Source organism: uncultured Aggregatibacter sp. (assembly GCF_938046485.1).
GTDB lineage: Bacteria > Pseudomonadota > Gammaproteobacteria > Enterobacterales > Pasteurellaceae > Aggregatibacter.
On the sequence record NZ_CALIWN010000037.1, the window covers coordinates 34,511 to 59,376 of the forward strand.

The window sequence follows — 24,866 nt, forward strand, 5'->3', positions numbered from 1 at the left end:
CTAAAGAGGGGATTAAATTCAAAAAGACACAAGGACTACAACATGAATATCCTCATCATCGGAAACGGCGGTCGTGAACACGCTCTGGCTTGGAAAGCGGCGCAATCTCCATTAGCCGATAAAATTTTCGTTGCACCGGGCAATGCGGGGACAGCGTTAGAACAAAAGGTCGAGAACGTGAATATCGCTGCAACGGATATTCCTGCGTTGGTTAAATTTGCCCAAGATAACCACATTGGTTTAACGATCGTAGGGCCTGAAGCACCGCTTGTGATTGGCGTGGTAGATGCGTTTCGTGCAGCGGGATTGAAAATTTTCGGACCAACGCAAGCAGCGGCGCAATTAGAAGGTTCCAAAGCATTCACCAAAGATTTTTTAGCCCGTCATAAAATCCCAACAGCGGAATATCAAAACTTCACTGAAGTTGAACCGGCATTGGCTTACTTGCGTGAAAAAGGTGCACCAATTGTCGTTAAAGCGGATGGCTTGGCGGCAGGAAAAGGCGTGATTGTGGCGATGACGTTGCAAGAAGCGGAAGACGCGGTGCGCGATATGCTGTCCGGCAATGCCTTTGGTGAAGCTGGCAGTCGGGTGGTCATTGAAGAATTTTTAGATGGCGAAGAGGCAAGTTTTATTGTCATGGTGGACGGCAAAAATGTCGAACCTATGGCAACCAGTCAAGACCACAAACGTGTGGGTGAAAAAGACACCGGTTTGAACACCGGCGGCATGGGGGCTTATTCTCCTGCGCCGGTGGTGACACCGGAAATTCATGATCGCGTGATGCGTGAAGTGATCTATCCAACGGTCAACGGCATGGCGGCAGAAGGCAATGTTTATACCGGTTTCTTGTATGCCGGTTTGATGATCATGCCGAATGGCCAGCCGAAAGTGATCGAATTTAACTGTCGTTTCGGTGATCCGGAAACCCAACCGATCATGTTGCGTTTGGAATCGGATTTGGTCGAGCTTTGTCTTAAAGCCTGTGATGGTAAATTAGACGAAGTGAAATCGCAGTGGAACCCGAAGGCTTCTTTAGGTATCGTATTAGCAGCAGAAGGTTATCCGGGAGATTATCGCAAAGGTGATGAAATCAGCGGTTTGCCTCAAAGTGCGGTCGAAAATGAGAAAGTTTTCTTGGCGGGCGTAGAAGCAAAAGCGGGCAAGTTAGTCACCAACGGTGGCCGCGTGCTTTGTGTGACCGCATTAGGTGAAAGCGTATTTGAGGCACAACAGAAAGCCCTGAAACTTGCAGAACAAATCCGATGGAACGGCCGTTTTTATCGTCGTGATATAGGCTATCGCGCCGTGGCTCGTGAACAATAATTAATGTTAAGGAGATTATATGGATTATAAAAATAAGGAATTATGTCGCATTCGCACAATTAGTTTTTTTCTGACATTACATAAAGATAAAACTCAATGGGAAGCTGCTCTTCATTCAGTAAAACGTGATGTCGATTTATTATTGCCGGCTGTACAGAAAGCCGGTTATACCTTGCAATCGATTCGAGTGATTACCAATCCTTTTGGTGAATATTTAGATTTAACCAATTTGCAGACAGCAAAAGCAGATTTGCAATATTTAACGGAGTTATTGAATAAATTTAATGAAAGTGGGATTCGTATTCGATTTGCAATTGGTGCGGCCAGAAATACAGATGAAATTGCTTTATTGCCTGAGTTAATCGCGGCTTATGGAGATTTGTGTAATGCCTGTGTTAATGTGCCATTAGATGAAAATGGTGTGCTAGATAATGAACTCATTGAGCAATCTGTTTATGCAGTCCAACGAATTGCAAATATCACACCACGTGGTGAAGGTAATTTTAACTTTACTGTGAATTTTAACTGCAAGCCATTTATTCCTTATTTCCCTGCCGGTTATCATCTAAGTCATTTGCCGAACAGTTTTGTCATTGGTTTAGAAACACCGGATCTATTAGTCGAAGTATTAAAATCTGTACCAAAATCGCCTCATAATCAATTTTATGCTGATTGTTATCAGGCTATGTCGCAAGCCCTGCAATATCATGTAGATCAAGTATTAGAGATGTTAAGTGCGGTCAAATTATCGGGTGAATTTGAATTTGCAGGCATTGATAGTTCAGCGGCACCATCTAAAAATTGTTCATCCATGACAAAAATTTATGAATTAATGGGATTGCCCTATTTTGGTGCGGCTGGTTCAGTAGAGGTTTCTGCTTTACTGACAAAAGTGTTTAAATCAATCCAACGTGTGCCATTAGTTGGTTTTTCTGGATTAATGTTGGCGGTGACAGAAGATTTAGGTTTAGCCGAAGGTACACAAAAACACTATTTTGATATCCGTGCTTTACTGACGTATAGCGCCGTATGTGGTATCGGTTTAGACACGGTTCCAGTGGCGGGAAATGTTAAGGCAGAAAGCATAGCAGCTATTATGCGCGACACAGGAACGATGGCATTTCGCTTAAATAAACCACTCACTGTGCGTTTATTTCCAATTCCGAATAAGGTTGCAGGTGAAATATCAGAATTTGAGAGTGATGATTTATGTAACTGCCGCCTTTTACATATTCCTGATTAAACGAAAATTTCCCTATTTTGTTGTGATCAATGTTATCCCGACTATCAATAAAAGGAGTATCTCATGAGAAAATTAATATTGGGTAGTTTTGTCGCCTTATTACTATCGGGATGTGCAACAGCACATCAGTAAACTGAATAGGAAAAAGCGTTGGTGGGCGATTGGATTTGCTATGTTAAACCTGCTACAAAAGCCCCTTTACCCATTGAGCATTTTGATTATGTCACTTATCGAGCGGATCAAACCGTGCTGATGCGTGGTATCTCTCAGATTGATACAAAATAAGGCTGGATGCGTTATTTATTGCAAGCCAAAGCCAAATGGCAGGCAGGTGATGGTAAATTGAGTTATGATTTTACCGTTCGTCTATTTAAAACCGCCCATTCGCCACAAGTCGCGAAAATCATAGAGCAAGTTTCAGAATTTAAAGACTATGAGAAGGAATTTGTTTCACCCTGTGATCGTTGTGGTGATCATTTGGATATGAAGATTAAAATGAAAAGCCCAACAAGGATGACAAATTTTAATACTTATACGAAAGAAACCAGCCAATGCCGCAAACTTGGTGCTGGTGAGAAAACAAAAGAAGTTAAATTAATTGAAAAATTAGTGAAAGAAAAAGGTTCGATTTAGATAAATGAATGTTTTTCATTGTAATAATGAAAAATATGGTCGAAATTTTTGGTTAAGTTTTTGCCTGTAAACAGGTAAACTATACACAAATAATTCAAACAACGAGGAAAACACAATGTTTAAAAAGAGCATGAACATCGCTGATTACGATCCGGTTTTATGGCAAGCCATTCAAGATGAGAATCGTCGTCAAGAAGAACATATTGAATTAATCGCTTCTGAAAACTATGCCAGCCCGCGTGTAATGCAAGCGCAAGGTTCTCAATTCACCAATAAATATGCGGAAGGCTATCCCGGCAAACGCTATTATGGTGGTTGTGAGTACGCTGACATTGTGGAACAGTTAGCGATTGATCGTGCGAAAGAATTATTTGGCGCAGATTATGTGAACGTGCAGCCGCACTCCGGTTCACAAGCGAATGCGGCCGTTTATATGGCATTATTAAATCCGGGCGACACCATTTTAGGCATGAGCTTGGCACATGGTGGTCACTTAACCCACGGTGCTTCCGTGAGCTTCTCCGGTAAAATTTATCATGCAGAGCAATATGGTATTACTGATGAAGGTTTGATTGACTACGATGCTTTGCGTAAACAAGCGCATGAAGTGAAACCAAAAATGATTGTGGGCGGTTTCTCTGCTTATTCTCAAGTGGTTGATTGGAAAAAAATGCGTGAGATCGCAGATGAAGTGGGCGCCTATTTATTCGTGGATATGGCACACGTTGCCGGTTTAATTGCGGCGGGCGTCTATCCGAATCCACTTCCGTATGCCCATGTTGTTACAACAACAACGCATAAAACCTTAGGTGGTCCACGTGGTGGTTTAATTTTATCTGCCAGCGGCGATGAAGAGATGTATAAAAAACTTCAATCTGCTGTTTTCCCGGCAGGTCAAGGTGGTCCATTAGTTCACATTATTGCGGCAAAAGCAGTGTGCTTCAAAGAAGCGTTAGAGCCGGAATATAAAATCTACCAACAAAATGTATTGAAAAATGCAAAAGCCATGGTGGAGGTGTTTAAACAACGCGGTTACAAAGTGGTTTCAAACAGTACCGAAAATCACTTGTTCTTAGTGGATTTAGTTCAACAAGGTTTAACCGGTAAAGCAGCGGATGCGGCACTTGGTAAAGCAAACATTACCGTGAATAAAAACTCGGTACCGAATGATCCACAAAAACCCTTTGTGACTTCCGGTATTCGTGTGGGTACACCTTCCGTTACCCGTCGTGGCTTTAACGAGAAAGACTGTCGTGAACTCGCCGGCTGGATGTGTGATGTGTTAGACGCACTCGGTAAAGACAATGAAGAACAAGTGATTGCTGCAACGAAAGAAAAAGTATTGGCGATCTGTAAACGTCTTCCGGTTTACGCTTAATGCCCATTTCACTTTGGGTCATAGTATTAGCGGCGGTGAATATCGCCGCTTATTTTTTGATGTGGCAAGATAAACAACGCGCCATCCGTCAACAATGGCGCATTCCTGAGCGTACATTGTTGTTATTAAGTTTATTCGGTGGGTTTATCGGGATTCATTTAGGCAGGCAACATTTTCGCCATAAAACGCAACGCTGGTATTTCAGCTTGACGGTGATCATCAGCGCAATCTTGTGGCTTGTCTTTCCGACCTGTTATTTTCTTTATAAGGGATAAAAAACCGCACTTTAGTGCCTTAAAGTGCGGTTCATTTTTAGATTGTTTTACACGTTGAAACGGAAGTGCATCACATCGCCGTCTTGTACGATGTAGTCTTTCCCTTCCAAACGCCATTTACCGGCATCTTTGGCACCGTTTTCACCTTTGAATTGGATGAAATCTTCATAGGCAATGACTTCAGCGCGGATAAAGCCTTTTTCAAAGTCGGTATGGATCACAGCAGCCGCTTTCGGTGCGGTGGCACCCACGGAAACGGTCCATGCGCGAACTTCTTTTACACCGGCAGTGAAGTAGGTTTGTAGGTTGAGAAGCGCGTAGCCTGCACGAATGACACGGTTTAAGCCCGGCTCTTCAATGCCGAGATCTTGTAAGAACTCGAGTTTTTCATCATCATCCAGTTCGGCGATTTCCGCTTCGATTGCGGCACATACCGGCACCACAACAGAACCTTCTTTTTCAGCAAATTCGCGGACTTTATCGAGATAAGGATTATTTTCAAAACCGTCTTCGTTCACGTTGGCAATGTACATGGTCGGTTTTAAGGTTAAGAAATTGTAGCTTTTGATCGCCAATAACTCGTCTTTGTCTAACGGCACAGAGCGAATCATGCCCGCTTCAGAGAGCACAGGTAAGATTTTTTCCATCACGGAAAGCTCAAATTTCGCGTCTTTATCGCCACCTTTAGCACGTTTTTGTAAACGTTGAATGGCGCGTTCACAGCTGTCTAGATCGGCTAACGCCAGTTCGGTGTTGATGGTTTCAATATCATTTAACGGATCGATTTTGCCTGCAACGTGTACGATATCGTCATTTTCAAAACAACGTACGACATGGCCAATGGCGTCCGTTTCGCGGATGTTGGCGAGGAATTTATTACCCAAACCTTCGCCTTTACTCGCGCCGGCCACCAAGCCTGCGATATCCACAAATTCCATGGTGGTGGGTAATACGCGTTCAGGTTTGACGATTTCTGCTAAGGCGTCTAAACGCGGATCCGGCATTGGCACCACGCCGGTATTTGGCTCGATGGTGCAAAACGGATAGTTTGCCGCTTCAATGCCGGCTTTGGTTAAGGCGTTGAAAAGGGTGGATTTGCCCACATTTGGCAGACCCACAATACCACATTTGAATCCCATAATTTTTCCTTATTGGTGAAGAAAAGTGCGGTTGAAATTTACCGTGTTTTTTGGCCGCACTTTTCGGTTAAATTTTAAAGCTATTTAGTCGATTAGTGGCTTTGACGATGCCGTCTTTGAAAAGCAGTTCCACACAATTTGCCGCTTCATCCAAGGCTTTTTCAAGCGCTTCACGCTCACTGGGTGAGGGTTTGTTTAACACATAACCCGCCACTAAATCACGGTGTCCCGGGTGACCGATCCCAATGCGCAGACGGTAAAAATTGTTGTTATTGCCCAATGCGGCGACAATATCTTTTAAGCCGTTGTGCCCGCCATGTCCGCCACCTAATTTCAGTTTAACGCTGCCGGGTGGTAAATCTAACTCATCATGCAGGACTAAAATTTCTTCCGGTTTAATACGATAAAAATTCGCCAATGCGCCTACCGCTTTGCCACTTAAATTCATAAAAGTTGTCGGCACCAAAAAACGGATTTCTTTGCCGTTCATCAGCGTTTTTCCCACGTTCCCGAAAAACTTATTTTCCGCATTTAATGTGACATTAAACCGCCGTGCTAAACGCGCAATTAACCATTCTCCGGCATTGTGGCGGGTGTCTGCGTATTTATCGCCGGGATTGCCAAGCCCAACAATTAACTTAATTTCTGACATAGTCTGTTTACGTGAATAAAAATAGTGGCGTATTGTAGCGGAAAATCGGTTTTTTCTCAATGAAAAGGCAATAGGGCGCAGTACATAATGGTGCTGCTTTCCTGTGATTTTGGTTCATCCTGCATCTGCTTAAGTATTGTGCGATGTAAAGGTTTTGCGTGGTGGCGTGGACCGCTTTAAAATAGAAAGCGAAAGGTGTTTATTGCCGGTGCTTTATGCCATTGATGCCCCAATAAACACACGACTTGGTTTCTGTTAGTAAAAATAAAAAAGAAGAACATCACGCATGCAAGATTTATTCTCTCAAGAACCTGTATTGGAACGTTTTTTAAATTATGTGACGTATGACACCCAATCTAAACCGGGCGCAAAAACTTCGCCGAGTTCTGCCGGTCAACTTGCCCTTGCCAAACACCTGCAACAGGAACTGGTGGCATTAGGGTTGCAAGACATTGTGTTGAGTCAACACGGTGTTCTCACGGCATATTTACCGGCTAACGTGGATTCCAATGCGCCAACGATTGGCTTTATTTCTCATTTAGATACGTCGCCTGATTGCAGTGGCAAAAACGTGCAGCCTGAAGTGATTGAAAATTATCGAGGTGGCGATATTGCGTTAGGTGTCGGCGAGGAATTTCTCAGCCCCGTCCATTATCCTTTCTTACATCAATTCATTAGTAAAACCCTGATTGTGACGGATGGAAATACCTTGTTGGGCGCAGACAATAAAGCCGGAATTGCAGAAATTATGACCGCACTTTATCGCCTAAAAACGGAAAATCTCCCTCATGGCAATATTCGAGTTGCCTTCACGCCGGATGAGGAAATCGGGCTGGGTATGCAATTTTTCCCTTTTGAGGATTTCCCATGCGATTGGGCTTATACCATCGACGGTGGCGCCGTGGGGGAATTGGAATATGAAAACTTTAATGCTGCCTCTGCCAAAGTCACATTTTACGGACGTCATATTCACCCCGGTTCGGCAAAAAATAAACTGATTAACGCCTTAACCATGGCTTGTGAATTTCAGCACGCTTTTCCGCAGGCAGAAACTCCTGAAAATACTGCTCAGCGAGAAGGTTTTTTCCATTTAAATCATTTTTCCGGCGACATTGAAAAAGCAGAGCTGCATTATCTCATTCGCGATTTTGATGGAACAGAATTTGAAAAGCGGAAACAGTTTATTCGTGATTTAGTGGCTCAATTTAATCAGCAAAAACGCCTGCTAAAACCGATTGAACTGGTGCTGACCGATAGCTATAAAAATATGTACGAAACGGTAAAAAACGTGCCGCAATCTATCGAATTAGCGGATCTTGCCATGAAACACTGCGGAATTACGCCAAATCACAAAGTCATTCGTGGCGGTACTGATGGCGCTTGGTTAGCGGAAAAAGGATTAGCTTGCCCGAATCTTTTCACCGGCGGGTATAACTTTCACAGTAAGCATGAATTGATTACGCTTGAAGGCATGAAAGATGCGGTGAATGTCATTGTGGCTATCATGACATTGAGCAGAACATGGGAAAAAGTGTAAAGGCGCAGGTAAAGCATTCCTTCGCACGCGATGTTTTGTTAGAATAAGGCGTTTTTTTGTACCACAATGTGTGGTGATTATCGTTATTTATTTTAGGAATCGTTAAGAATGAATCGGAAATGCGTTAAGCCAAGTCTCTTTTTTCTTGGGATGTTGTCGTACAGTGGCTTGCTTCAGGCCGACACGCCGGCAATGGTCGGCTTACAATTTGCACAAAACTCGCTGATGGCGCTTGATAAAAATGATGCCGGTTTAGCCACGCAACAGCTTGCGCTTGAAACGCGTGCGGAAGAGGCGCGCTTGGCAGAGGAAAAACAACAGCAAGCAGAACAGGCGTTAGCTGAACATATTGGCGAGACTCCGCTGCAATTTAAATCGCTCATTGCAAAAATTTATGCCGAAAATAATTTCGCCCCACTTTGGACGGATGTTCAGGCGAAGCAACAATTTCTCCATGATTATGCGCTGATGGTTGCCGCAGGAATTTCCAAACGTTCCGCCGAAGCACTCAATGCAGCGCATCGTATTGCGGGCAATGGTGCATTAATCGAAGATATTTTGTTAACCGATGCGTTTTTAGACTATTTATATTATGCCAACAACGTACAACGTTCGGCGCAAAAATGGTTGTATTCAGAAAATAGTTATAAAGCCGGTAAACCCGATGAAAATCAGATTGCTGCGTGGTTAAGTGCGGTCAAAAATAACGATCATTTGGCATTTGTTAAAAACCTCTCCAGTGATAATCCTTTGTTTCAACAGACATTGGATCGCGTGAAGGCGCTCATTGCAAAAGGGGTAGAAAAAAATAAAACAACCGAATTACACCGTTTCGCAATCAATGCGCAACGTTTACGAATTCTGCCGGCATTTGAAAATGGGATCTTTGTTAATATTCCAAGTTATCAGCTCACCTATTATCGTAACGGCGAAGCGGTATTAACCTCTCGCGTGATTGTGGGGAAACCCGAGCGTAAAACGCCGGTCATGTTTAGCCGTTTAAGTAATGTGGTTGTCAACCCACCATGGAATGCGCCAACGCGTTTAATTAACGAGGATATTATTCCAAAAGTACGAAAAGATCCGAGCTACATTTATCGTAATGGTTATACGATTATTGATAGCAAAGGCAATACCATCGATCCTTACACAATTGATTGGGAAAATATGACAGCGAATAAATTCCCATATCATTTACGTCAGGCACCAAGCGACAACAGTGCGTTGGGGAACTACAAATTTAATATGCCAAGTTCGGATGCCATTTATTTGCATGACACGCCAAAACGTAATTTATTTGCCAATAAAAAACGGGATTTAAGTTCCGGCTGCGTGCGTGTTGAGAAGTCCGATCAGTTGGCAACTATTTTATTGAAAGAAGCCGGTTGGAGCGATGAACGAAAACAAAATGTGCTGAAAAGCCGAAAAACAACATCTGCCAGCATCAAATCTGACAATCCGGTGTTTTTATATTACGTCACCGCCTGGGTTGATAAAGACCAAGTGCATACGTTGCCAGATATTTACGGTTATGACAAAGCGGCAAATTTAAGTTATATTGACTGGAACGTGTTAAAACACTATGTTCAGTAATCTTTTGTCGAACTAACACAGACGATCATAGTCAAATGGTAAAATGTTGAACAAAGGTAGGAAGAAAAAATGAATCATATCAACCACGGTCGCCGTAAATGGTTATCTTTAGGCGGCATTGTGCTAGGTGCAACGCTATTACCAAATACCGTTTTGGCTGCCGTTTCGACACCTAAACCGCGGATATTAAATTTCCGTAACATCAATACCGGCGAAAAATTAGGTGCCGAATTTGCACTTGGTCGTGGTTTTAGCGCCAATACATTGCGACTGCTCGATCACTTCTTGCGTGATAAACGAACCAATCAAGTGCATAAAATGGATCCGCAGTTGTTTACAAAATTCTACCGCGTTCAACAACAGTTAGGATTACGTAATACGGAAATTCAAATTATTTGTGGCTATCGCTCTGCCGCCAGTAATGCGGCAATGCATCGTCGTAGTCATGGCGTGGCAAGCAATAGTTATCACATTCGTGGTCAGGCGATTGATTTCCGTATTGATGGCGTGCCACTGGCAACACTACGTGATTCCGTGCAATCACTCCAAAATGGAGGCGTTGGGTATTATCCGCGCAGTAATTTTATTCACATGGATACCGGCCCGGTTCGTACATGGAACGGTAGCTAGTAAAAACAACGCAATTTTAAACCGCACTTTGTTGCGGTTTTTTTGTTCAAATCACAGGAGAGACAATGAATATTGACATTATTCCGGTCACGGCATTTCAGCAAAACTGCTCGTTAATTTGGGATGAAAACAAAAATGCCGCCATTATCGATCCGGGTGGCGAAGCCGATAAACTGATTAAGCGCATTGAAGCATTGGAATTAAATTTACAGGCAATTTTGCTGACACATGGTCATTTGGATCATGTGGGCGCGGCAGAAAAATTGAAGCAACATTTCAACGTGCCTATTTTAGGTTCCAATTCCAAAGATGAATATTGGTTTAAAAGCTTGCCGCAACAGTCGGAAAAATTCGGTCTTTTATTTGATGTTGCTGCCTTTGAACCGGATCGTTGGTTGGATCAGGAAGGCGAAGTATTGACGATAGGTGATTTTACGTTTGAAGTGTTACATTTGCCCGGCCATACGCCCGGACATATCGGTTTTATTGAGCACCAAAAACGCATTGCATTTACCGGTGATGTACTCTTTAAAAGCGGCATTGGGCGGACGGATTTTCCGGGAGGAAATTACGAGGACATCATTACCTCCATTCGTGAAAAATTGTATCCTTTGGGCGATGATATGATTATTGTCGCCGGTCATGGCCCTTACACCACGATTGGTGTAGAAAAGCAAACCAATCCTTATGTCAACATGAAGTAATGAGAAATAGCTATGCAACATAAACTTATCGCCTGTATCGGTGGCGGCAATATGGCACAAGCCATCGTGTTCGGCTTACTAAAACAAGCTTATCCTGCCGATAAAATTATTGTGTGCGATCCGAATGAAGAAAAACGTAATTTATTTGCGCAAAAAGGGTTGCACACTTCGACGGACAATGTTGCTGCCGTTGCGCAAGCTGAAGTTGTGTTGTTAGCCGTCAAACCACAAGTATTAGCCGAGGTTTGCTCACCTTTAAGTGCGGTGGATTTTTCTGATAAATTGCTTATTTCGATTGCTGCCGGCATTTCCGTAAAAAGATTGACCGCACTTTTGCCGACCGCCAAAGCTGTCGTGCGAGTGATGCCAAATACGCCGGCCTTTGTAGGCGAGGGGATGGCAGGGTTATTTGCCGACCAAAATACCTCAGAAAACGACCGCACTTTTGCGCAAGATTTGTTGTCTGCCGTAGGCAAAACCCTTTGGGTGACGTCGGAAGAACACATGCATACCGTCACAGCCGCGTCTGGCAGTAGCCCAGCGTATTTTTTTCAATTTTTAGAAGCCATGCAACAAAGCCTGATTGATATGGGGTTGTCTGCAAACAACGCTCGTGAATTAGTACAGCAAGCGATGTTGGGTTCTGCCAAAATGGTGGTGGAAAATCCGCAGCTAGATTTATCGACATTGCGCCAAAATGTGACCTCTAAAGGCGGTACAACGGCGGCGGCGCTGAATGTGTTGAATCAACATCAATTTAATGACATCGTGCAACAAGCCATGCAAGCTTGCGTGGCACGTTCAAAAGAAATGGAAACCTTATTCTAATGTCTGTTCGTCCTTTTACTTGGCTCGCGTTGAGCTTTTTCGGGTATTACTGCGCGTATGGCGTTTTTATCCCTTTTTTCCCGGTGTGGTTGAAGTCGCAACATTATGGCGAAGAGCTGATTGGCATGGTGTTGGCAAGTGCTTATGTCTTTCGTTTCGTGGGCGGTTTGTTTTTTTCAGGTTTAATTAAACGCGCTTCACAGTTGATCAATTCTTTGCGTGTGTTGGCGCTTGCCAGTGCCTTGATTATGGCCGGTTTAAGTGTTGTCGCGGAGAATTTTTGGTTGCTGTTTTCTGCCATTGGCTTATTTGCCATGGTTAATGCGGCAGGTATGCCGATTACGGATTCTTTGGCAAGCACTTGGCAGCGGCAAATTCAGTTGGATTACGGTAAGGCTCGGCTCATTGGATCCCTTGCCTTTGTGGTTGGCGTAACCTTATTTGGCAATGTGATTGGCTTTTTCGGCGAGCAAAATATTGTCTGGATTTTGACCGCACTTTTATTAGCGTATTCGGTGATGCAGTGCGTGACACCGACGATTCCCCCGCAAGATGAATCTTCGGAAGAGTCCGGCACCGATGTGGGGTATTGGGCTTTATTAAAAAACAACACAACCTTGCGGGTTTTGTTGGCGTCGTCTTTAATTCAGGGCTCACACGCCGCCTATTATGTTTATAGTGTATTGTATTGGACCAGTCTAGGGATTTCCGTCTCGCAGACCAGCTTGCTATGGGGCTTGGGTGTGATTGCCGAAATTTTGCTGTTTTTCTTTTCTCGCCGTTTACTGCAAAACTGGAAGGTCAGCACCCTTTTTCATTTGGCGACCTTGGCGTGCATTGTGCGTTGGGTAGGCCTTGCTGCCACAAGTGAGATTTGGTTCATCGGGCTTTTGCAATTACTTCACAGTCTAACGTATGCAGTGGCACATTACGGCATGGTGCGCTATATCACCACGCAACCGCAGTCGCATATTTCCAAACTACAAGCTTTGTATAACGGCATATCAAATAGCGCGATGGTGGCAATTTTGACCGCACTTAGTGGCTTGATTTACCCGTATTCAGCATCAATGACGTTTGTCTTAATGGCGATCATTGCGGCGCTGGCGTTCGTAGTGACACCACGTAAAGTCGAAGCCTTTTTACTTCATCAGGGCTAAATATGAATGATCTGACTTTGCTCGATTTATTTCTAAATGAATTATGGATAGGCAAAGGCTTGTCGCCGAATACCGTGCAATCTTATCGTTTGGATCTCACCGCACTTTGCGATTGGCTTAGTGAACGCAAGTTGTCGTTGCTTGGCTTAGATTCTGTCGATCTTCAAACGTTTCTCGGTGAGCGGGTAGAGCAAGGGTATAAAGCCACCAGCACGGCGCGATTATTGAGTGCCATTCGAAAGCTTTTCCAATATTTGTATCAAGAAAAATACCGCACCGACGATCCAAGTGCGGTGTTAAGTTCGCCTAAATTACCCAGCCGTTTGCCTAAGTATTTAACCGAACAGCAAGTCACGGATTTGCTCAATGTGCAAAGTTTAGATCAGCCGATTGAACTACGCGATAAGGCGATGTTGGAGCTATTGTATGCCACCGGATTGCGGGTGACGGAATTGGTTTCACTGCATACCGATAGCATTAGTTTGAATCAAGGCGTGGTTCGGGTCATCGGCAAAGGCAATAAAGAACGTATTGTGCCGATGGGAGAGGAGGCAACCCATTGGGTGAAGCAATTTATGCTGTTTGCTCGTCCGATTTTATTGGATGGACAAAGTTCCGATGTGTTATTTCCAAGCCGTCGCGGTACGCAAATGACACGCCAAACATTTTGGCATCGAATTAAACATTATGCGGTGCTGGCGGAAATTGATAGCAATATGTTGTCGCCACACGTTTTGCGTCACGCGTTTGCGACGCATTTGGTGAATCACGGCGCCGATTTGCGTGTGGTTCAAATGTTGTTGGGCCACAGTGATTTATCCACGACACAAATTTATACCCATGTGGCGAAAGAACGCTTGAAACGGTTACACGAACGCTATCATCCACGTGGTTAATTTTGTGTAGATAAATCGAGCGTTTTTTAATCAATTATGCGCTTTTATCGTGCATTTCCTCGACGGAAAGCCTTTGTCTCGTTATAATTCATTGTCTTATTTTCTATTAATAACGTGTTCGGTGTGAGCATTCGCCGAGTGCATCAATTTGAGGTAACATCATAATGTCATTAAATATTGAAACGACTCAAGGTTTAGAGCGTCGTGTAACCATCACCGTTCCGGCTGAAACTGTTGTTCAGGCTATCCGCGAAGAATTAAAACGCGTTGCTAAAAATGCGCGTATTGACGGCTTCCGTAAAGGTAAAGTCCCGCCACACATTATTGAAAAACGTTTCGGCGCTTCTGTTCGTCAAGATATTTTAGGCGATTTATTACAAAACCATTTTTTCCAAGCGGTTATCGAAAATAAAATCAATCTCGCAGGTCGCCCAAGTTTCACCGTTGAACAATTTGAAGACGGTAAAGACTTAAAATTCAGCGCCACTTTTGAAGTGTATCCTGAAGTTGAATTAAAAGGTTTAGAAAATATCAAAGTAGAAAAACCGGTTGTTGAAATCTCTGAAGCAGATGTTGACAAGATGGTTGAAGTGTTGCGTAAACAACAAGCAACTTGGACTGAAAGCCAAGAAGCAGCAAAAGCAGAAGATCGCGTAACGATTGACTTCGTGGGTTCTGTTGACGGCGAAGAATTTGAAGGCGGCAAAGCATCCGATTTCGTTTTATTCATGGGTCAAGGTCGTATGATCCCAGGCTTTGAAGAGGGCATCGTTGGCCACAAAGCCGGTGAAAAATTCACGATTGATGTGACTTTCCCGGCAGAATATCACGCGGAAAACTTAAAAGGTAAAGCAGCGAAATTTGACATTACGTTGAAAAAAGTTGAAGTGATGGTATTACCGGAATTAACCGATGAGTTCGTTGCGAAATTTGGTCCAAATACCAAATCTGTTGCAGATTTACGCAATGAAATTCGTAAAAACATGCAACGTGAATTGAAAAATGCGTTAGTGACTCGCGTGAAAACCCAAGTCATTGACGGTTTAGTAGAACAAAATCAAATTGATGTACCAAGTTCTGCGGTTGAACAAGAAATTGAGGTATTGCGTCAACAAGCCGCACAACGTTTTGGTGGCAATGCACAACAAGCAGCACAATTACCACGCGAATTGTTTGAAGAACAAGCTAAACGTCGTGTGTTAGTGGGCTTGTTACTTTCCCAAGTGATTGCTTCAAACGAATTAAAAGCAGATGAAGAACGTGTGAAAGCCATGATTGAGGATATTGCATCGGCTTACGAACAACCGGCAGACGTGGTTGAATACTACAGCAAAAACAACGAATTAATGAATAATATTCGTAACGTCGTATTAGAAGAACAAGCTGTTGAGGCGGTGTTAGCGAAAGCGCAAGTCACTGAAAAAGCGGCAACCTTCGATGAGATCATGAATCCACAAGCTTAATGATTTTCCGCAAAGTGCGGTCAATTTTTTAAGTCTTTTCGCCAAGAAGGAAATTCTCCTACGGCATCATTTAAACGGTCAGAAATGAATGTATTTCTGACCGTTATTTTTTCTTCAAAGACTAAAGATCTTCCGCTTGTTTCAACGCTTCTGCCGGTTGTAAAAACGCCGGGATTTTTGACCGCACTTTTTGCGGATTAAGCGTCAACGGGTAGGTGCGTTTTTGCGCCACGATAACCGTTAACGGGGCAAACCAACCGGCGGTTTGATGGGATAGCGCCAAATTCCGCTGTTCCAAAATATCAAAGTTGAGTAATTCCAACCAATCAATGATCCGCCAAAGGCAATAATGACGTGAAGGGAAGTCTCCCGTTTTGGATTTAAAAAATAGGCCATTAAGCGGATTAAACAGACTGAGAAACAAATAGCCGTCATCGGTGAGAACGCGGTGGGTTTCGCGCAACACTTGATGGGGGTCTTGGACAAAATTCAGTGTGTTAGTCAGCACACAAGCATCCAATTGCTGTTGAATAAAGGGGAGTTCGGTGAGCTTGGCTTGTACAACTGAATGATGATCGTCTAAAAGTGCGGTCAAATTTTCCGTTATTTTTTCACTGAGGCTAATTTGGTGGCGCAAGGGCAAATCACATTGAATTTCTGCGCTAAGTCCGCCAATTTTCAGAATCTGATAACCACAAATTTTTGTAAACCAAGGGGCAAAATAAGCGTTTAATGCGTTACAATAAGCGCGCCCATTTGGCAGTTGTTGCCAACCGGTGGGCATCACCAGTGACTTTTCATATTTAGCACGCCACATCATGGTAACTCCGAGGTCCTATGTTAATTCCGATTCCTGCGTTAAACGATAATTATATTTGGCTTTATACACGGAAAAATTTACCGTTGCTCATTGTTGATTTGCCCGAAACCGACAAGCTGTTTCACTTGTTGGAAGAACAACATTTTTCCGTTGAAGCATTGTTGCTCACGCACAACCATGCAGATCACACAGACGGTGTTGCGGCGTTTAAACAACGTTTCCCGCAAGTACCGATTTATGGCCCGGCAGAGTGCGCTGCTTGTGGGCTGACGCAGGTGATTAATGAAGGCGACCTTATCACCGAACATTATCGAATTCAAGTATTGCCCACTGGCGGGCATACGGCGCAGCATGTGAGTTATTGGGTGGATGGGCATTTGTTTTGCGGTGATGCCTTATTCTCCGCCGGTTGCGGTCGAGTGTTTACCGGTGATTATGCGCAAATGTTCGCCACCATGCAGCGTTTTGCGGCGTTGCCTGATGACACCATTGTTTGCCCTGGGCATGAATATACGTTAAGTAATTTAGCGTTTGTGCAACGCGTTTGGGCAAACAAAAGTGCGGTGGAAAATCATCGCGTTTTGGTGGCGCAATTACGAGCTGAAAATAAACCAAGCCTACCCACCACGATAGGCTTGGAAAAACAGATTAATCCATTTTTAACGGCAACCAACTTAGCGCAATTTACCCAATTACGCCAAGCCAAAGATACGTTTTAGAAATTTGATACTTCGCAATAAAATTGCAGATTAATGGCTTTTTTCTTGCGCTAATTTGCCCAAGTAGGGGCAATTCAGCTAGAATATAGCCCGTTTTTATGTCTATTTTTTCTATTTTAGTGGGATAAATGTTGCCGTATTTGTTGTGTCAACATAATAAAGTGCGGTGATTTTTCATGTATTTTTTATGACGATTTTAGTTCTTGGTATTAATCACAAAACCGCCTCTGTTGCCTTACGGGAAAAAGTCGCTTTTTCTGACGAAAAACGTGCTTTTGCTTTGCGTCATATTCGGCAAATTGAATTAGCCGAAAGTGCGGTGATTTTATCCACTTGTAACCGAACTGAAGTTTATCTGCACAATAAAACCGTCCCGCCACAAGAAACGCAACATTGGATTCGCCAAGCCATACAATGGTTTGCCGAAATTCATCAACTGGACTTAGCCGAGCTTCAGCGTTGCCTTTACACTTATGAAAACCTGCCGGCCGTCAATCATTTAATGGAAGTGGCTTGTGGCTTGGATTCATTGATTTTAGGCGAGCCACAAATTTTGGGACAAGTGAAGCAAGCTTATCAAATGAGCGAGCAGCACTATCAACAAGAACAGCAAGCTATTTCCGGCGAATTATCCCGTTTATTTCAAAAAACATTTTCCACGGCAAAACGCGTGCGTACGGAAACCAATATTGGTGAAAGTGCGGTATCTGTGGCATACGCTGCTTGCAGTTTAGCGCGCCAAATTTTTGAATCGCTGAGCGAATTAACCATTTTGTTAGTGGGCGCAGGGGAAACCATTGAATTGGTTTGCCGTCATTTATTGCGTCACGGCGTAAAAAACATGGTGATTTCCAACCGCACTTTAGCCCGCGCAGAAGCCCTCGTGGAGAAATTGGATACCACGGCGAATATTCAAATCCTACCGCTAGAACAGTTACAGCAAGGCTTAAATCAAGCGGATATTGTGATTAGCTCTACCGGCAGCCCGCATATTCTGATGAGCCGCAACATGGTTGAAAAGGCGCAAATCATGCGTCGCTATCGTCCGATGTTGTTGGTGGATATTGCCGTGCCACGTGATATTGAAGAAAGTGCGGCGGAATTAGACAGTGTTTATCACTATACGGTGGATGATTTACAAAATATCATTCAACATAATTTAAGCCAACGGGAACAAGCCTCTGCGCAGGCAAAAGAAATTATTCAGGCGGAATGCGCGGATTTCTTTGCGTGGTTGAAAGTCCATCAGTTTTCTAATTTGATCCGTCGTTATCGTGAAGAGGCGGAACTTACTCGTCAGGATTTGCTGGAAAAAGCGATAGCTTCCTTACAACAAGGTGAAGAGGCGGAACAGGTGCTACAAGAATTAAGTTATAAATTAATGAATAAATTGATCCACTCGCCGACAAAAGCCATGCAAACCATGGTGAAAAACGGTAATGCGGTGGGTCTGCAAACCTTTTCTAAAGCCTTGGGAATGGATGATGAATAGTCGTTCCGAATGTATTTAAATGCCGTTTAAAATCAGTCAATTTACTTTTACGGGAGAAAAAAATGCGAGAAAGTCCTCAAATCGCGAACGTTGATCTAGTAAAACAAATGAATAGTGCGGTGGTGTATAAGCTCATCGATCAGCAAGGTCCGATTTCCCGTATTCAAATCTCTGAAATAAGCCAACTTGCTCCGGCAAGTGTGACTAAAATCACTCGTCATTTACTTGCTCGTGGTTTAATTAAAGAAGTAGAGCAACAAGAATCGACCGGCGGACGTCGTGCCACCTCGATTGTGGCGGAACATAAACATTTTCATTCTATTTTAGTGGGCATTGGGCGGGAACATTTAACCTTAGCCATTATGGATTTATCCGCTAAATTAGTGAATAAATCCGTCTTTACGCTTGAGAATTACCCAACGCCACAAGCATTTGAACAGTTTTTATTTCAACGCTTGGATGAATTTATTCAAGAAAACCAAAAACGTGGCAGTGAATTTATTGCGATTGGTATCACGGTTCCCGGTTTTGTGGATACGAAAAGCAACATGATTGAACAGGTTCCGCACTTTGACTTAAGCGCGCCTTGGGACTTGGCAAATCACGTTGCCGAACGTTTTAATTCCCCCACATATATTGGGCATGATGTGCGTAGTTTAGCTCTTGCGGAGCACTATTTCGGTGTGACGAGAGATTGTTACGATTCGTTGCTATTGCGTATTCATCGCGGTGTTGGTGCGGGAATTGTGATTAATCATGAGCTCTTTTCCGGCTATAAAAAGAATGTAGGCGAAATCGGGCATATTCAGGTGGATCCGTTAGGAAAACGTTGTATGTGCGGCAATGTGGGCTGTTTGGAAACGGTGGTCAGCAATTCGGCAATTGAAAATAAAATGTCAGAGTTATTGGAAGACGGTTACCAAAGTAAATGGCTTTCTTTGGAAGCTCATGACATTGAGGCCATTTGCAAAGCCAGCAATAAGCAAGATGCGGTAGCCACAGAACTCATCGAACACGTTGGTACGCAAATCGGGCGTGTGTTGGCAATGAGTGTGAATATGTTTAATCCGGAAAAAATCGTGATTTCCGGTGAAATTACGCAGGCGAAAAACGTCTTATTTGCTGCTATTCGTCGTACTTTGGAAAGCCATGCCTTGCCGGCGTTTGTCCAAAATACGCCATTAGTCGCATCAGAGCTTAGCAATGAAGATGTGATAGGGGCTTTCGCCTTAGTGAAACGTGCGTTGTTTGACGGCAGTTTATTGCGCCGTTTAATTGAAGAATAAGAGCATCCATTCCAACAGCACAAACGCGTAATATGTGTTACCTGTTGAGAATCACATTCCCTGTATCAGTTGGATTCTCCGGCTTGTCAAAAACAGAGAGTAAAATGACCGCACTTTTGTGCGTGAACTCACGGCATCTCTTCGCATGAGATGCCGTGATAACAAGCTTATTTCAAACCGGCTTGTTCAATTAATTTGTTCGCGTTTTCTTTATCTTGCGCCGTTGTCGCACTCACTTCAGGTGCTTCTAATTTTGCGTAAGGTTCCATATTAAACGGCGAAACAACATCGGTGCGTAATGGATATTCCGCACGAACAGCCACAAGGGCTTCTTGACCTTTTTTGCTGGCTAAGAAATCCACGAATTTTTTCGCTTCTTCTTTATTTTTTGAGCCTTTTAACACCGCTGCACCAGAGTAAGTCACTAATGCGCCCGGATCTTGATGGCGAATGAAGTACAAACGAGAATTTAGTTTATCTTCGCCTTTTTCTTTTGCCAACGCATACCAATAATAGTTATTAATCAACGCAGCCGGTACTTCGCCATTTTCAACAGCTTGTAATGCCACGCTGTTTTTCGCGTAGAGTTTGCCATTTTCTTTCAAGCCTTTTAACCAGTCTAAAGCCGCTTGTTCGCCTTTTAGTTTGGTGATGGCGACAACTTGTTCTAAGAACGCACCGGAAGTCGGCACATAACCGATTTTATCTTTCCATTTCGGCGTAGCGTAATCTAACACGGATTTTTCCATGTCTTTTTCGGAGAGTTTATTTTTGTCATAAACCACCACACGAGAACGACCGCTTAAGGCAATCCAGTCTTTTTTCGGAGCTACCGGTACGCCTTTATATTGGGTTTGTTTAATGATGTCGGCAGAGAGGGGTTCAAGTAGATCTGCGTCGGATAATCCAACAAAGGAGGCGACTTGTTCGGTATAGAATACATCAGCCGGGGTTTTGTCTCCTTCTTCTTTTAACTGGCCGGCAAGCTGTTCGCTTTTAGCACTGTTTAAAGTGACTTTAATACCGGTTTCTTTGGTAAAGGCTTCGGTGACCGCTTTAGCTGCTTCTTTGTGTTGACCGTTATAAACCGTGATATCGGCTGCTGCAATGCCGGAGAAGGCAATTGCCGCAGCGAGGGTGGCAAGTTGGAAATGACGAATCTTCATAAAAAACTCCTTTTATAATTTCAGATAAATGATAGGTTCTGCGCAATGTTAAATTGTGCATGAACGAGACCATTCTAGAAGATTGAAAATAAAATGCAAATAGTTCTCAATTATTAATCGAAACAACGATTATGCTTGTAAAGCACGTACCGCCTCCATCACGTCTTGTGGAGAAAGATCAATCAGACTTTGATGATAACCTTCCGCGCTATCCGTGCTTTTACGTACTTTAAGCAAGCCGCCTTCTATTTTCCGCAGAATAATGGCTTTGTCGGAAAGCGGTGGCGTATAGGTCGGACTGGTCGGACCGTAAAGGGCAACCAGCGGGCGTGAGGTTGCCGCCGCAATATGCATTAATCCGCTGTCATTACTCACAATCACGGCGCAATGAGCAATCAGATCAACCGCTTGATCCAAGCTGGTCTGTCCGGCTAAATTCACACAGAACGCCTGTAACGTCTCCGGCAATGTATTGCGAATCTGCTCACCTACGTCCACATCTTTTGCCGAACCAAATAACATAATGGCATAGCCCTGTTCAATTAACATTTCAGCCAGTTTTGCATAGTGATAATGCGGCCAACGTTTTGCCGGGCCAAATTCTGCGCCGGGACAAAATCCAATCAACGGGCGCGTGCCTAAAAGTGCGGTTTGTTTTTCAAATTGTTTTAAGGTGGCGGCTTGCTGTTGTGGATTTACCGTTAATTTCGGGACTAAGACCGGTATTTCGGTTGCAGAGGGAACCGCATTGCGTTCAAACGCAAGCGCAACATAACGTTGCACCATCATGGGGTAACGTTGTTTATGATGACGTAAATCATTGAGCAGAAAATAACGGGATTCGCCTTTCCATCCGCGACGATGCTTAATCTGTGCAAACAGCGGAATTAGCGCAGACTTTAATGAATTGGGTAAAACAATCGCCATATCATAACGCTGGCGTAAGGCTTTACCTAAACGATAACGTTCACATAACGCAAACTTACCGTGTCCCAACGGCATTTCGATTGCTTGGCGAACTTCCGGCATACGCGCCAGCAACGGTCTACACCAATTCGGCGCCATGACATCAATGTGGCATTGAGGGTATTGAAGACATAATTGTTGATACAAACTGTGCGACATCACCATGTCGCCCACCCAAGACGGGCCGATAATCAGGATATTCATATAATAAAGATAAATGTCAAATTAATCGTAAAGTGCGGTGGATTTTAACAGTGTTTTTCTTCCCGTTTCACATCATCCCACAACCTATCCATTTCCTCTAATGAGGCTTCCGCCAACGTCCGATTTTGCGCACCAAGCTTGGCCTCAACACGGCGGAAACGCTGCTCAAATTTCTGATTGGCTTTACGCAAACTTTCTTCTGCCGAGCATTTCAAGTGTCGGCTGAGGTTCACAGTGGCAAAAAAGAGATCGCCGATTTCTTCTTCAATTTTTGCCGGATCTTGTGGAGAACGTGCGATTTCTTGTTTGACTTCCTGCAATTCTTCTTCCACTTTAGCAAAAACAGGGGAAACATCCGCCCAGTCGAACCCGACTTTGCTACAACGTTTTTGTAATTTTTCTGCACGCATCAAGGCAGGAAATGCGTGCGGAATATTATCCAATAAGGACGTATGCCCTTGATGTTGATGTTCCAAGGCTTTCATCGCATTCCAATTTTGTAAGGCTTCTTCTTCGTTGTTGGCTTGTGTGTTGCCGAAAACATGAGGATGGCGTCGTACGATTTTTTCCGCCACAGCTTGCACAACCTCATCAAAAGTAAAGTGATGATCTTCTGCTGCCAATTGACTAAGAAAGACCACTTGCAATAACAAGTCACCCAGTTCTTCTTTTAGATTTTCTGTATTATGTTGCTCAATGGCTTCAATCACTTCGTAAGTTTCTTCTTTGAGGCAAGCAATCATTGAGGTGTAATTTTGTTTAATATCCCACGGACAACCGTTCACCGGATCCCGTAGCCGAGCGATTAATTGTACAAAATCATGAATGGAATAACGCATAGCAGCTCACTTTTCATTAAATAGCGAATTTATTTTAGGTTCAACCGATTCAATCAGCTGTTACCTGCATTGAGAGAAACCATCATATCACGGTGCAACAATGGGCGTGATAAAATTTGTGATTTGTAAATCCAGGTGTTTTTATCAGCATCACGCCGAATACGACTCAGTCAAACAGTCCCTCACAGAGAGAGATTTTCATCCTCAGCTAAAATTATTCTCATTTTATTATTATCGGAGAGTTTGTTAGAATGCCGCATTATTTTGATCTGCCTTAATTGAGAGTAGTAAATGAATCACATTTCACCTGAAGCAGCGAAAGTGCGTGAGGCGCTGCGTCAGAAAGGAATCGAAACCCCCATGATTGTGTTGGATGAAAGCAAAGATGAACGTCGCACACACATTGAACAACATATGCGTGAAGTGTTGCGTTTAATCGGTTTGGATTTACGTGACGACAGCATCGAAGAAACTCCTGCCCGCCTTGCCAAAATGTTCGTTGATGAAATTTTTAGCGGGTTGGATTACGCTAACTTCCCGAAAATCACTAATATCGCCAATCGCATGAAAGTAAGCGAAATGGTATTGGTCAACGATGTCACCTTAACCAGCACCTGCGAGCATCACTTCGTGACCATCGATGGCATGGTGTCCGTGGCGTATTACCCGAAAAAATGGGTCATCGGGTTATCAAAAATTAATCGTGTTGTGGCATTTTTTGCTCAACGCCCGCAAGTACAGGAACGCTTAACGGAGCAAATTTTATTGGCCTTTCAAACGATCTTAGAAACGGAAGATGTCGCCGTCTATGTCAAAGCAACGCATTTTTGTGTGAAATGTCGCGGCATTAAAGATGCTAATAGTTATACAGTAACATCCGCCTTTGGTGGTGTCTTCTTAGAAGATCGCGAAACCCGAAAAGAATTTTTGAGTTTAATTAATAAGTAATCCCATCAAATGATCCCAAAAGAATGCTTTTATGGCATTCTTTTTTTTTAGATTTCATGGCTAAAAGTGCGGTCAATTTTTTTCGTAAAAAAGAACAGAAAAAGTCACCGCACTTTACTGCACCTCACTGACCGAAAGACATTATCGCTCCTGACAACAGTTTCATGGTGCGTAAAAATTGTTAATAATGTGTGAAATGTCACAGAATTCTCTTCCATTTTCATTATAATAAAACGAACTTGTTCCAACGCATTTATTCAAAAGAGGATATTTTTATGGATGAACAACTTAAAAAAGCAGCATTAGATTTTCACGAATTCCCGATTCCGGGAAAAATTGAAGTGACACCCACCAAATCGCTTGCGACTCAACGCGACTTAGCCTTGGCGTATTCTCCGGGGGTGGCGGCACCTTGTTTGGCTATTCAAGCAGATCCTGCAGATTCTTATAAATATACTTCTCGTGGCAACTTAGTGGCGGTGATTTCAAACGGTACGGCAGTGCTTGGTTTAGGCAATATCGGGGCGTTAGCAGGAAAACCGGTGATGGAAGGGAAAGGTGTGTTGTTTAAAAAATTCGCCGGCGTCAACGTCTTCGACATTGAAGTGAATGAACACGACCCAGATAAGCTCATCGACATTATTGCGTCTCTTGAACCCACCTTCGGCGGCATTAACTTGGAAGACATTAAAGCACCGGAATGTTTTTACATTGAACGCAAATTACGTGAAAGAATGAAAATTCCTGTCTTCCACGATGACCAACACGGTACCGCGATTATTTCTGCCGCCGCAGTGCTAAACGGCTTACGCATTGTCGATAAAAAAATTGAAAACGTGAAACTCGTTGCTTCCGGTGCCGGTGCGGCATCGATTGCGTGCTTAAACTTATTAGTTTCCCTCGGTATGAAACGAGAAAATATCACCGTGTGCGACTCCAAAGGCGTGATCTACAAAAATCGTGATGATC

Annotated in this window: 24 protein-coding genes; 18 read left to right on the plus strand and 6 right to left on the minus strand. The window is 43.5% G+C overall.

Annotated features, from left to right (window positions below):
• The first annotated feature begins 42 nt into the window (after positions 1-42).
• From purD to Q0203_RS05225, 5 genes are all read left to right on the plus strand, one after another.
• Positions 43-1,326, plus strand: a complete 1,284-nt coding sequence (purD, locus tag Q0203_RS05205) for a phosphoribosylamine--glycine ligase (RefSeq protein WP_297930042.1) — start codon at positions 43-45, stop codon at positions 1,324-1,326.
• Positions 1,327-1,345: 19 nt separating this feature from the next.
• Entirely contained in the window at positions 1,346-2,569 is a 1,224-nt protein-coding gene (locus Q0203_RS05210) for a DUF711 family protein (protein ID WP_297930044.1), read from the plus strand.
• 291 nt (positions 2,570-2,860) lie between these two features.
• Positions 2,861-3,202 (plus strand): hypothetical protein, encoded by a 342-nt coding sequence (locus Q0203_RS05215; protein WP_297930046.1) that lies wholly within the window; start codon positions 2,861-2,863, stop codon positions 3,200-3,202.
• A gap of 115 nt (positions 3,203-3,317) precedes the next feature.
• Entirely contained in the window at positions 3,318-4,580 is a 1,263-nt protein-coding gene (gene glyA / locus Q0203_RS05220) for a serine hydroxymethyltransferase (RefSeq protein WP_297930048.1), read from the plus strand.
• A complete protein-coding gene (locus tag Q0203_RS05225) occupies positions 4,580-4,855 on the plus strand; it encodes a DUF1294 domain-containing protein (RefSeq protein ID WP_297930049.1) in 276 nt (91 codons plus the stop codon). The genes glyA and Q0203_RS05225 overlap by 1 nt, the downstream gene beginning before the upstream one ends.
• A gap of 47 nt (positions 4,856-4,902) precedes the next feature.
• Here Q0203_RS05225 and ychF read toward each other — a convergent pair whose 3' ends face one another.
• Both ychF and pth read right to left on the minus strand, forming a co-directional pair.
• Complete coding sequence (ychF, locus tag Q0203_RS05230) at positions 4,903-5,994, minus strand: redox-regulated ATPase YchF (RefSeq protein ID WP_109431906.1); 1,092 nt, start codon at positions 5,992-5,994, stop codon at positions 4,903-4,905.
• Positions 5,995-6,061: 67 nt separating this feature from the next.
• Positions 6,062-6,646 carry an aminoacyl-tRNA hydrolase gene (gene pth, locus Q0203_RS05235; RefSeq protein WP_297930051.1) on the minus strand — a complete coding sequence of 195 codons (585 nt, stop codon included), beginning with the start codon at positions 6,644-6,646 and terminating at the stop codon, positions 6,062-6,064.
• 286 nt (positions 6,647-6,932) lie between these two features.
• Here pth and pepT point away from each other — a divergent pair, with 286 nt between their 5' ends.
• The 8 genes from pepT to tig all read left to right on the plus strand — a co-directional run bounded on the left by pepT (position 6,933) and on the right by tig (position 15,457).
• Positions 6,933-8,183 carry a peptidase T gene (pepT, locus tag Q0203_RS05240; protein WP_297930053.1) on the plus strand — a complete coding sequence of 417 codons (1,251 nt, stop codon included), beginning with the start codon at positions 6,933-6,935 and terminating at the stop codon, positions 8,181-8,183.
• Positions 8,184-8,408: 225 nt separating this feature from the next.
• On the plus strand, positions 8,409-9,776 hold the full coding sequence (locus tag Q0203_RS05245; protein ID WP_297930074.1) for a L,D-transpeptidase family protein: 1,368 nt from the start codon (positions 8,409-8,411) through the stop codon (positions 9,774-9,776).
• Between the two features lie 69 nt (positions 9,777-9,845).
• Positions 9,846-10,406 (plus strand): YcbK family protein, encoded by a 561-nt coding sequence (locus Q0203_RS05250; RefSeq protein WP_290521244.1) that lies wholly within the window; start codon positions 9,846-9,848, stop codon positions 10,404-10,406.
• 65 nt (positions 10,407-10,471) lie between these two features.
• On the plus strand, positions 10,472-11,110 hold the full coding sequence (locus Q0203_RS05255) for an MBL fold metallo-hydrolase (protein WP_297930055.1): 639 nt from the start codon (positions 10,472-10,474) through the stop codon (positions 11,108-11,110).
• Positions 11,111-11,122: 12 nt separating this feature from the next.
• Positions 11,123-11,938 carry a pyrroline-5-carboxylate reductase gene (proC, locus tag Q0203_RS05260; RefSeq protein ID WP_297930057.1) on the plus strand — a complete coding sequence of 272 codons (816 nt, stop codon included), beginning with the start codon at positions 11,123-11,125 and terminating at the stop codon, positions 11,936-11,938.
• Positions 11,938-13,098 (plus strand): 3-phenylpropionate MFS transporter, encoded by a 1,161-nt coding sequence (locus Q0203_RS05265; RefSeq protein ID WP_297930059.1) that lies wholly within the window; start codon positions 11,938-11,940, stop codon positions 13,096-13,098. The genes proC and Q0203_RS05265 overlap by 1 nt, the downstream gene beginning before the upstream one ends.
• Before the next feature lie 2 nt (positions 13,099-13,100).
• Positions 13,101-13,994, plus strand: coding sequence for a site-specific tyrosine recombinase XerD (gene xerD / locus Q0203_RS05270; RefSeq protein WP_297930060.1), 894 nt, complete (start codon positions 13,101-13,103; stop codon positions 13,992-13,994).
• Between the two features lie 164 nt (positions 13,995-14,158).
• Positions 14,159-15,457: a trigger factor gene (tig, locus tag Q0203_RS05275; RefSeq protein WP_297930061.1), complete on the plus strand. Its 1,299-nt coding sequence runs from the start codon at positions 14,159-14,161 to the stop codon at positions 15,455-15,457.
• 121 nt (positions 15,458-15,578) lie between these two features.
• Here tig and Q0203_RS05280 read toward each other — a convergent pair whose 3' ends face one another.
• A complete protein-coding gene (locus Q0203_RS05280) occupies positions 15,579-16,274 on the minus strand; it encodes a methyltransferase domain-containing protein (protein WP_297930076.1) in 696 nt (231 codons plus the stop codon).
• Positions 16,275-16,294: 20 nt separating this feature from the next.
• On the opposite strand from Q0203_RS05280, the gene gloB reads away from it, so the two are divergent.
• From gloB to Q0203_RS05295, 3 genes are all read left to right on the plus strand, one after another.
• Positions 16,295-16,996, plus strand: a complete 702-nt coding sequence (gloB, locus tag Q0203_RS05285; RefSeq protein WP_297930062.1) for a hydroxyacylglutathione hydrolase — start codon at positions 16,295-16,297, stop codon at positions 16,994-16,996.
• Between the two features lie 187 nt (positions 16,997-17,183).
• A complete protein-coding gene (gene hemA, locus Q0203_RS05290) occupies positions 17,184-18,488 on the plus strand; it encodes a glutamyl-tRNA reductase (RefSeq protein WP_297930063.1) in 1,305 nt (434 codons plus the stop codon).
• A gap of 62 nt (positions 18,489-18,550) precedes the next feature.
• Positions 18,551-19,774 (plus strand): ROK family transcriptional regulator, encoded by a 1,224-nt coding sequence (locus Q0203_RS05295; protein WP_297930065.1) that lies wholly within the window; start codon positions 18,551-18,553, stop codon positions 19,772-19,774.
• A gap of 167 nt (positions 19,775-19,941) precedes the next feature.
• Here the strand turns inward: Q0203_RS05295 and Q0203_RS05300 are convergent, their stop codons facing one another.
• The 3 genes from Q0203_RS05300 to mazG all read right to left on the minus strand — a co-directional run bounded on the left by Q0203_RS05300 (position 19,942) and on the right by mazG (position 22,949).
• Positions 19,942-20,940 (minus strand): iron ABC transporter substrate-binding protein, encoded by a 999-nt coding sequence (locus tag Q0203_RS05300; protein ID WP_297930066.1) that lies wholly within the window; start codon positions 20,938-20,940, stop codon positions 19,942-19,944.
• Between the two features lie 129 nt (positions 20,941-21,069).
• Entirely contained in the window at positions 21,070-22,110 is a 1,041-nt protein-coding gene (gene waaF, locus Q0203_RS05305; protein ID WP_297930068.1) for a lipopolysaccharide heptosyltransferase II, read from the minus strand.
• Between the two features lie 44 nt (positions 22,111-22,154).
• Positions 22,155-22,949 (minus strand): nucleoside triphosphate pyrophosphohydrolase, encoded by a 795-nt coding sequence (gene mazG / locus Q0203_RS05310; protein ID WP_297930070.1) that lies wholly within the window; start codon positions 22,947-22,949, stop codon positions 22,155-22,157.
• 291 nt (positions 22,950-23,240) lie between these two features.
• On the opposite strand from mazG, the gene folE reads away from it, so the two are divergent.
• A complete protein-coding gene (gene folE / locus Q0203_RS05315; RefSeq protein ID WP_021616663.1) occupies positions 23,241-23,897 on the plus strand; it encodes a GTP cyclohydrolase I FolE in 657 nt (218 codons plus the stop codon).
• A gap of 275 nt (positions 23,898-24,172) precedes the next feature.
• The coding region (locus tag Q0203_RS05320) for a malic enzyme-like NAD(P)-binding protein (protein ID WP_297930071.1) at positions 24,173-24,866 on the plus strand (694 nt) is incomplete at its 3' end.